We start from the raw sequence: 9,962 nt of genomic DNA on the forward strand, positions 1-9,962 counted from the left end.
GAGGGTAATCATGGGCGGATGCCTCGCCTGGTCCAAGGGCCAGATCGCGCACGGAAACTGATCCCGCCGCAGCACGCGGCGGCGCCCTGGACGAGCCTGGAACCTCCGGCAGGGCGCCAGATCCCACCCATCATCCAATTCATTCATGGTGCGTCCGGCGATACCCGGGCGCAGGAGGTGTCAACGGCATGAGCGCCGAGGCAACGCAAGAGACAAAATGCCAGGTTACGGTCAACGGAAAGGTCCGGGAATTCGACGGGCCGCCGCATACCAACGCGCTGGATTTCCTGCGCGGGCAGCAATTGATCGGATGCAAGGAAGGCTGTGCCGAGGGCGAGTGCGGCGCCTGCTCGATCCTGGTGGCCCGCAGCGATGGGGAAGGCAGCAGGTGGACGGCGGCCAACGCCTGCCTGCTGCCGGCCGCGGCGCTCGACGGCCAGGAAATCATCACCTCCGAAGGGCTGGGCAGCGTCGCGGCGCTGCATCCGGTGCAGGAAGAGATGGCCAACCGCGGCGGATCCCAGTGCGGTTATTGCACCCCCGGATTCGTCTGCTCCATGGCCGCCGAATACTACCGCCCCGAGCGGACCGCCAATCCCGCAGTCAGCGCGGGTGATGGCGGGGAGCACGAGTGCGGACCGAATGGATTCGACCTGCACGCGCTGTCGGGCAATCTCTGCCGCTGCACCGGATACCGCCCGATCCGCGACGCCGCCTACGCGCTGGGCGAGCCCGAGCCGGATGACCCGCTGACTGCCCGGACCCAGCACCGGGCCCCGGCACCGGTGGCCACCGACATCCAGCGCGCCGATACCCCTACCGGGGACCTGGGCCGCTTCCGCCGGCCGGCGGACCTGGACCAGGCACTGCAGATCCTGTCAACCGAACCGCAGACCGTACTGGTGTCCGGTGCCACCGACTGGGGCGTGGAGGTCAACATCAAGGGCGCCCGCGCCCGCTCGGTGCTGGCCATCGACCGGCTGCCCGAGCTGCGCCAGATCCACTGGAACGAGCAGTACCTTGAATTGGGTGCAGGCTGCACCCTGAGCGAACTGGAACGCAAGCTCGCCGGGCAGGTTCCGCTGCTCTCTCAGCTCTTCGGGCAGTTCGCGTCAAGGCTGATCCGCAATAGCGCAACCATCGGCGGCAATCTGGGGACCGGATCGCCCATTGGCGACACCCCGCCGGCGCTGCTGGCGCTGGAGGCCGAGCTGGTGCTTTCCAGCATCCGCGGCAACCGGATGGTGGCGCTTTCGGACTACTTCACCGGCTACCGGCAGACCGTGCGCGAGCCGGGGGAGATGATCACCGCGATCCGCATCCCGCTGCCGCTAGCACCGCTGACCAGCTTCCAGAAGATTTCCAAGCGGCGCTTCGATGACATCTCCTCGGTAGCCATCGGCTATGCGCTCACGGTGTCGGACGGCATGATCACCACGGCGCGGATCGGGCTGGGCGGCGTGGCCGCAACCCCGCTGCGCGCCGTGGCCACCGAAGCACTGTTGGAAGGCCAGCCGTGGAACCTGGAAACCATCCGGGCCGCGGCACGCACCATGGGCACCGAAGGAACCCCGATGGATGACCACCGGGCCAGCGCCAACTACCGCAAGGCCATGCTGGCCTCCTCGCTTGAACGGTTCTATGCCCAGCAGCTTGAACGCAGCTTGGAAGCAGGACAGGAGCAGAACTCATGAGCCAGCTATCCCAACGCCCCGACGCTCCGGTAGTCGGCCAGCGCCACCGCCACGAATCCGCCGCCGCGCACGTTACCGGCACCGCGTTGTATACCGACGACCTGGCCGCGCGTCTGGCCGGGGTCCTGCATGCCTACCCGGTGCAGTCCACCTGCGCCCATGGAAAAATCCTGGGCCTGGATGCCAGTGCGGCGCAGCAGGTACCCGGGGTGGTCCGGGTCATCACCGCGAAAGACATCCCCGGGGTCAATGACCAGGGCGCCAAGCACGACGAACCGCTGCTCCCGGTGGAAGAAGTCATGTTCTTCGGCCAGCCGGTGGCGTGGGTCCTGGGCGAAGACCTGGAAGCTGCCAAGGCCGGGGCCAAGGCGGTGCGCGTGGAGTACGAACCACTGGATTCGCTGATCACCATCAAGGACGCGATCGGGGCCAACAGCTTCCACGGCATCCAGCCCGAGATCTCCAAGGGAGATCCGGAGGCAGCCTTCGCGCAGGCGGCCCATGTTTTCGAGGGCGATTTCGAGTTCGCCGGCCAGGAGCACTTTTATCTGGAAACGCAGAACTCGCTGGCGATCGTGGATGAGAGCGGGCAGATCATGATCCACTGCTCCACCCAGCATCCCACCGAAACCCAGGACATCGTCTCGCATGTGCTGGGCATCGGCGCCCACGAGGTCACCGTGCAGGTATTGCGCATGGGAGGCGGCTTCGGCGGCAAGGAAATGCAGCCCCATGGCTATGCCGCGGTGGCGGCCCTCGGTGCGGTGCTCACCGGACGGCCGGTGCGGGTGCGGCTGGACCGCACCCTGGACATGACCATGACCGGCAAGCGCCACGGATTCCATGCAACCTGGAAAATCGGCTTCGACGGGCAGGGCAAGATCCTGACCCTGCAGGCCCAGCTGACCGCTGACGGCGGGTGGAGCCTGGATCTGTCCGAACCGGTGCTGACCCGCGCGATGTGCCATATCGACAATTCCTATTGGATCCCGAATATCAGGGTCAACGGGCGCATCGCCAAATGCCATAAGACCTCGCAGACCGCGTTCCGCGGCTTCGGCGGTCCGCAGGGCATGCTGGTCATGGAAGACATCCTGGGCCGGGTGGCCCCGCAGCTGGGATTGGACGCCCGGGAACTGCGCCGCCGCAATTTCTACACCCAGGGACAGGACACCCCGTACTACCAGCCGGTCCGGCATCCCGAGCGCTTGGAGGCTGCTTGGACCCAGCTGCTCGGCTCGGCAGATATCGCCGCACGCGAGGAGCAGATCGCAGAATTCAATGCCGGGCACGAGCACGCCAAAAGGGCGCTGGCGATGACGCCGGTGAAATTCGGCATCTCCTTCAACCTCACCGCCTTCAACCAGGGCGGCGCGTTGGTGCTGGTCTACAAGGACGGTTCGGTGCTGGTCAACCACGGCGGCACCGAAATGGGACAGGGCCTGCATACCAAGATGCTGCAGGTGGCCGCCACCGCCTTGGGCGTGCCGCTATCCAAGGTGCGCATTGCCCCTACGCGCACCGACAAAGTGCCCAATACCTCGGCCACCGCAGCCAGTTCGGGCAGCGACCTGAATGGCGGCGCGGTCAAGGATGCGTGCGAGCAGATCCGCGGCCGGCTCGCGCAGGTGGCCGCCGGAAAATTGGGGGTTCCGGCGCAAGACCTGCGCTTCAGCGGCGGCAGGGTCACCGCGCTGGGCAAGAGCGAATCGCTGGGGTGGGAAGAAGTGGTCAACGCCGCGTACTTCCAGCGGGTCCAGCTTTCGGCCGCCGGCTTCTACCGGACCGAAGGGCTGCATTGGGACCTGTCGCAGATGACGGGCAGCCCGTTCAAGTACTTCTCCTACGGGGTGGCGGCCAGCGAGGTGGAAGTCAGCGGCTTTGACGGCTCCTATGTGCTGCGCCGCGTGGATGTCGTCCATGACGTGGGCGATTCCCTCTCGCCGCTGGTGGATCTGGGGCAGATCGAGGGAGGGTTCGTGCAGGGGGCTGGCTGGCTGACCCTGGAGGATTTGCGCTGGGACACCTCCGATGGCCCGGGCCGAGGACGGGTGTCCACCCAAGCCGCGAGCACCTACAAGATCCCGAGCTTCTCCGAGATGCCCGACGTCTTCAACGTCAGCTTGCTGGACAAGGCGCATGAGGAAGGCGCGGTCTACGGATCCAAGGCCGTGGGAGAACCGCCGCTGATGCTCGCCTTCTCGGTGCGCGAGGCACTGCGTCAGGCCATTGCCTCCTTCGGCCGCTCCGGGCGTTCGGTGCCGCTGGCGTCCCCGGCGACTCCGGAAGCGGTGTTCTGGGCGATCGAAGCGGCGCGGGAGGAGCGGTAGCCATGCTGTCGTGGATTGAAGCTGTCACCGCGCTGCGCAATGAACGGCGTCCCGCGGTGCTGGCCACCATCACCGCGGTGCGCGGGCATGCCCCGCGCGAGGCCGGCGCGAAAATGGTGATTGCCAGCCAGGAGATCTTCGGGACCATCGGCGGGGGCAACCTGGAAATGGCGGCCATGGAACGGGCCCGGCAGATGATCAGCGCGGGCGGGAACCAGCCGCAGAGCATCACCATGAAGCTCAGCGACAAGGCCCCGGCCAAGTACGGCAGGCAATGCTGCGGCGGCGAGATCACGGTGCTGCTAGAGCCCTTGCCGGTTCCTGCCACGGTGGCGATCTTCGGGGTGGGAAATGTGGGAATGGAATTGGCCCGCATTCTCGCCCGCCATGACCTGGAGCTGCATCTGGTTGATTCGCGCCCGGAATTCCTGGAGGACCTGCCGGCCCTTGAACCCAGCGTGGCGCGGATCCATTCGGCGGTGGCGGTGCTCGGGGAGCAGGTGCTCAGCTGCCTGCCTGGGGGAACGCACGTGCTGATCATGACGCACGATCATGCCGAGGATTTCCACCTGTGCGATGCCGCGTTGCGCCACCCGGGCTTGGGATCGATTGGATTGATCGGGTCGAGTGCCAAGTGGGCCCGCTTCCAGAAGAATCTGCGTGCCAGCGGCTTCAGCGACGAACAGATCGCGGCGATCCAGTGCCCCATTGGGATCGAGCAGGTGCGGGGCAAGCAGCCGGCGGTGATTGCGGTGTCCGTGGCTGCCGACTTGCTGGCGAGGATCACGTCCGGGGCAAAGCAGCCGGTGCGCAGCGCCTAGATGCGGGGCCGACGGGCGATTATGAGAATTGTCTAACGTGGGGAACAAGGAGCAATGCCGGGGAGTTTAAACAGGGGAGAGCGGTGCTTCGTGCACCGCGCCCGCAACGTCTAGGAGGCCAATTCCATGTCCATGTTCGACAAGCTGCTGCGCAAGGGCAAGCAAATGGCCGGCGAGTACGTCCGGGAACAGCTCAACCAGCGCGGCTCCAATAGCAATCAGCGCGGCTCCAATAACCAGCAACGCGGCTACCAGCAGAATCCCGGCGGCTACCAGCAGCAGCCGCAGCACCAGAACTACGGCGAGCGCGGCTACGGCAACCAGCCGGCCTCGGCACCGTCGCGCGAGGATCAGGCCGCGATCGAGAAGTACCGCTACATGCTCCGTACCGCTCCGCCGCAGGATATGGAACGCGCCCACGCCGAGGCTTTCGCCCGGCTGACCCCGCAGCAACGCGAACTGCTGCATCATGAACTCTCCGAGCAGTTGCCGCCGGCAGAACGCCCGATGAGCCAGGACCCAAGGGACCTGGCCCGTTCGGCAACCCGCGCGGAGATGTCGCGTCCCGGGTTCATGGACAAGATCTTGGGTTCCGGCGGCAAGGGACGGGGCATGGGCATGGCTGCCGGCGCGGCCGGCGGCTTGGGTGTTGGCCTGCTCGGCGGCGTGGCAGGTGCGTTCATCGGCACGGCCATTGCTGGACCGCTGCTTGATGGTTTCGCCGGCATCGGCGAAGAGTTCGGTTCCATGGCCGAGGGCCTGGGCGATACCGTATCCGGTGCCGGGGAACAGCTCTCCGCGGCCGGTGAAGGCCTGGGCGGCCAGGCCGAAGGCATGTTCGGGGACTTCCTCGGCGGTGCCGGTGGGGACTTCGGCGACTTCGAGTTCTAGTAACTGGTCTCAAGCCGGCAGCAACTGCGTGTTGCTGCCGGCTTTTTCGCGCACTGTCCAGGGCTACGGACAAGCCGCTGGCTCAGCGGAAGCCGAAGTGCCGGGACGGGCCTCAGCCGAGCTGGATGGCTTCGCGGACCCGGGTGATCTGTCCCGGGGTGACCTGGCAGCAACCGCCGATCAGGCGAGCGCCTGCGGCCACGAGTTCGGGAACCGCTCCGGGCAAATCACTGCCTTCAGTTCCTGGGACCCACACACGAGCTTCGTGGTCCCAAATTTCACCGCTATTCGGGTAGGCCGACAGCGGCAAGCCGGTTTCTTCTCCCAGGATCTGCAACGCGGCCACCGCTTGGGGTACCGGGCAGCAGTTCACGCCGACTGCGTCCCACACGCCGGATTCCTGAACGATTCCGGCTACGACTCGCAGATCGGTGCCATCACCCAGAACCACTCGGCCTTGGTCATCGGCGCGCACCGCAAGGCTGAGCAACGCCGGCAGTTGCAGCTCCCGAGCCAATACGGTCAATGCTTCTGCTTCTGCCAGGCTGGGCACGGTTTCAAAGATGACCAGATCGGCACCGGCGTCAGCCAGGATTTCCAAGCGCTTGCGGTGCCAGTTAGCCAGCTCGGAGGCCGTCTTGCGATAGGCGCCGTCGTATTCGGTCCCGGCGCCCGGCCCGGCACCGTAGGGCCCCACCGAGGCGGCCACCCAGCGTGCTGTGTCCGTGCGCCCAGCGCTGGAGGCTTCTCGCGCCAGGCGCACGCTGGTGCGCAGCATTTGTTCCATCTTCTGCTCGGAGCCCACCTGAGCCAGGCCGTCATAGCTGACCTGGTAGGAGCAGGTCGTGGCAACTTGGGCGCCGGCAGCGAAAAAGTCCTGGTGTGCCGCGCGGACCTCTTCGGGGCGGTCCATGAGGATCTGCGCTGACCACAGGTGCCCGGTCACGTCATTGCCGCGATCGGCCAGATGGGTGCCGAGACCGCCGTCGAGGATGATTGGCGGGCTGCCTTCGGCGCGCAATGCGTCACGGAAATTGCTGGGGTGGTTTGGGATATGCACGTCATCGAGGGTACACGGCGAGTGCTTGGATGACCGACCTTGACGCCGTGTGACCACAGATGACATGCCCGTCCGGGACTGCCGTCCAAGCTCGATATCCTGCAAGCGCATTCATTCCACAAGGAGCCCCATGACCGAGAGCATCGTCAGCACCAACGAGACTGCACCAGCCGATTCCGGACTGCTAAGAACCATGACCTCGCGTCATCTGGTGATGATCGCTTTGGGCGGGGTGATCGGCTCGGGCCTGTTCGTTTCCTCCGGATACACCATTGCCCAAGCCGGGCCGCTGGGCGCGGTGCTGGCCTATGCAGTCGGAGCCTTGGTGGCCTACATGGTGATGAGCGGGCTGGGAGAGCTGTCGGCGCGGCATCCGGTGGCAGGAGGATTCCATGCACACGCCACCCGTGATCTTGGACCAGCGTGGGGTTTTGCTACGGCGTGGCTCTACTGGCTGTGCTGGGCGGTAGCCCTGGCCAGCGAATTCACCGCAGCCGGGCTGCTGATGCAACGTTGGTTCCCCTCGATTTCCGTCTGGGTCTTCTCACTGGTTTTCGCTGCTTTGCTGTTTGCGCTGAATGCGACTTCATCGCGGGTCTTCGGCGAAACCGAATTCTGGTTTGCGCTGATCAAGGTGGCGGCGGTGCTGCTGGTGATTGTCGTTGGCGCCGCCACGATCATCGGCATCAACCCGGCCAGTGACGCCGGCGTGATTGGCCTGTCCAACTTCAGCACCGAAGGGGGACTGTTCCCTGCGGGGATTACCGGAGTACTGGTCACCGTCCTCTCGGTGTTCTACGCATTCAGCGGCACCGAGCTGATCGGCGTAGCGGCCGGCGAGGCGAAGAACCCGCAGCTGAGCATTCCGCGGGCCATCCGCACCGCCGTGGTTCGCTTGGCGGTGTTCTTCATCGGTGCCATCGTGGTCGTAGCCGCAATTATCCCGTTTGCCGAGGCTGGCGCGAATGAAAGTCCCTTCGTCACGGTCCTGGATGTCGCCGGCCTGCCAGCCGGTGCGGACATCATGAACTTCGTGATCATCACCGCCCTGCTCTCGGCAGGCAACTCCGGACTGTACTCATGCGCTCGCATGCTGCATTCCATGGGAGCCGCAGGCCAGGCGCCCAAGGCCCTGTCCAAGACCAACAGCAGGGGCATTCCGATGCTGGCCCTGAGCCTGTCGATCCTCGGCGGACTGGTATCGCTGTTCTCCAGCTTTATCGCGGCGCAGTCGCTCTTCATGGCTTTGGTATCCATTGCCGGGTTTGCGGTAGTAGCGGTGTGGATCGTGATCTGCGCATCGCACCTGTCGTTCCGCCGGCACTACGTTGCCCTGCATGGATCCACCGATTCCCTGCCCTATCGGGCACCGTTGTTCCCGATTCTGCCGATCATCGCCTTGGTGCTGCTTGGCGCTTCGCTGGTGGGCGTGGCTTTTGATCCAGTGCAGCGTCCAGCACTGTACTTCGGTGTCCCGTTCACCCTTGCCTGCTTGGCCTATTACCGCTGGCGCCATGGCGCTGGGGTGTTCAGCCCGCAGCGTGAAGCCGAAAGTGCGGGATCGTTCGCGGGAAACTGAACCGGCGCAGAGTCCTGCGGCCCTACTGTTCCACGAGTGGAAGGTGGACCAGGGTGCGTTGCCCGTTTTGCACCATGAATCCGCGGCCCGGCGGGAATTCGTGGCGCTTGACGCGCGGGAAGGGCACCTTGAACAGCGAGTCCCCGTCGTAGGCGTCGGGCTTGAGCGCGATGCCGTGGCGGTTGGACTTCAGTTCGCCGAGCAGTCCGAAGCTGGAGGAGAACGCGTTGATGTCTCCGTCGGCGATCAGGAAGTGGTCGGAGCGGTTGATGGCCTTGAGCAGTTCCTTGAGCGGGCGCTCGGCATCCGAATCGGCGAACTCGGTGAAGTTCTCCACAACGAACACGATCTTGCCCGGCATGGAATCGTCGGCGACCAGATCCAGCATGTCCTTGGCGAACTGCCGGGTCTGAGCCGGGCCCGAGGCCGCGCCGTTCCAAGTCCGCCAGCCGCGCAGCTCGGCGCGCCGGCCGCCAATGTGGAAGAACTGGGTGGCCGGGTTGGCGCGTTCCAGCGCGGTGACCATGGCGCGCATGGTGTTGGTCTTCCCGCTTTGCGGCGGCCCGGCGATGACGAAGGTGCCGATGGGCTCGAAGCCGCAGGGTGCGAGGGTGGCATCCGACAGGCCGATGGCCGGCTGCCCGTTGACCGTGTCGGGCAGCGCCGCCGCGGAGAATTCCTGCGGCAGCGACTCGACTCCGGCCGCCTGCGGGGCACCGGAAGCTGCCAGCTCTTGGGCCCAGCTGGTGGCCAGCGCGGTCTGCTCGGCCACGTTCGCGGTGCCGCCCAGCACGGCGATCTGCGCCTCGTGGCCCTTGATGATGGCGCGACCCGGGGCACTGCGTTCGCCCAGCACATCCTTGGCCACGCCCAGCACGTTGTAGGCCTGCTCGTCGGCCATGCGCAGCACCACGCGCTGGGTGATGTTCGCGCTGATCGCGGTGGGCACCGCGCCGAAGCGGTCGGCGGTGGTGACCACGTGCACGCCCAGCGGGCGGCCTTCGCCCACGATGCGCATGAACACCTGGTAGTACTCGCCGCGGCCGTGGCCCAGCTCCCAGTCGCTGCGGAACTGGCCGAAGCCGTCGATCAGCAAGAAGATGCGCGGTTCGGACAAGTCGCCGGTGACCTGGCGGTATTCGCTCAAGGAGGCGGCGTTCGCGGCCGCGTACCGGGCCGAGCGCTCATCGAGGTGCTCGGCCAGGATGCGGAAGACGCGCTGGATGCGCTCCACGTCATCGCCGCCGATCACCGCGCCGACATGCGGCAGCGGATCGAGCGACCGCAGCGAGCTGGTGCCGAATTCCAGCGCGTATACCGCCGCGGTGCCGGCCGCCGGGTTGGCTCCCGCGGCGATCGCGATGCTGCGCAGGGCCGCCGACTTGCCCGCGCCGGAGGTGCCGTAGACCAGCAGGTGGCCGTCGGTATCGGGTTCGAACCAGGCGGTTTCCTGGGCCTGGTGCTCGGGGATGTCGGCCAGGGCCAGCGGGATCCGGCTGTCCGAATCCGGGGCGAGCTCGCGCAAGTCCACAGTGGCCGAGAGATCATCGAGCCAGGGCCGGCGCGGTGCCGGGATCCCGGCCCCGT

The 9,962-nt window shown here is 66.1% G+C and carries 7 protein-coding genes; 5 read left to right on the forward strand and 2 right to left on the reverse strand.

Translation table 11 applies throughout. The features are described from left to right. Positions 1–188: 188 nt before the first annotated feature. The 4 genes from ACI2JZ_RS17805 (at position 189) to ACI2JZ_RS17820 (ending at position 5,736) form a co-directional block, all read left to right on the forward strand. Complete coding sequence (locus tag ACI2JZ_RS17805; RefSeq protein WP_105662033.1) at positions 189–1,694, forward strand: xanthine dehydrogenase small subunit; 1,506 nt, start codon at positions 189–191, stop codon at positions 1,692–1,694. Next, entirely contained in the window at positions 1,691–4,024 is a 2,334-nt protein-coding gene (xdhB, locus tag ACI2JZ_RS17810) for a xanthine dehydrogenase molybdopterin binding subunit (RefSeq protein WP_404598767.1), read from the forward strand. Before ACI2JZ_RS17805 ends, xdhB begins: the two co-directional genes overlap by 4 nt. Before the next feature lie 2 nt (positions 4,025–4,026). Next, entirely contained in the window at positions 4,027–4,845 is an 819-nt protein-coding gene (xdhC, locus tag ACI2JZ_RS17815; protein WP_105656201.1) for a xanthine dehydrogenase accessory protein XdhC, read from the forward strand. A 126-nt stretch (positions 4,846–4,971) separates the two neighbouring features. Further along, the gene (locus tag ACI2JZ_RS17820) at positions 4,972–5,736 is read left to right on the forward strand and encodes a hypothetical protein (protein WP_105656202.1); all 765 of its coding nucleotides are present in this window, start codon (positions 4,972–4,974) and stop codon (positions 5,734–5,736) included. A 112-nt stretch (positions 5,737–5,848) separates the two neighbouring features. Here ACI2JZ_RS17820 and mmuM read toward each other — a convergent pair whose 3' ends face one another. Then, on the reverse strand, positions 5,849–6,796 hold the full coding sequence (gene mmuM, locus ACI2JZ_RS17825) for a homocysteine S-methyltransferase (RefSeq protein WP_404598769.1): 948 nt from the start codon (positions 6,794–6,796) through the stop codon (positions 5,849–5,851). A 130-nt stretch (positions 6,797–6,926) separates the two neighbouring features. On the opposite strand from mmuM, the gene ACI2JZ_RS17830 reads away from it, so the two are divergent. Further along, positions 6,927–8,375, forward strand: coding sequence for an amino acid permease (locus ACI2JZ_RS17830; protein ID WP_105656203.1), 1,449 nt, complete (start codon positions 6,927–6,929; stop codon positions 8,373–8,375). Positions 8,376–8,397: 22 nt separating this feature from the next. On the opposite strand, the gene ACI2JZ_RS17835 is transcribed toward ACI2JZ_RS17830, so the two are convergent. Beyond that, the coding region (locus ACI2JZ_RS17835; RefSeq protein ID WP_404598770.1) for an FtsK/SpoIIIE domain-containing protein at positions 8,398–9,962 on the reverse strand (1,565 nt) is incomplete at its 5' end.

This window comes from Microbacterium sp. NPDC087868 (genome assembly GCF_044900755.1).
GTDB lineage: Bacteria > Actinomycetota > Actinomycetes > Actinomycetales > Microbacteriaceae > Microbacterium > Microbacterium galbinum.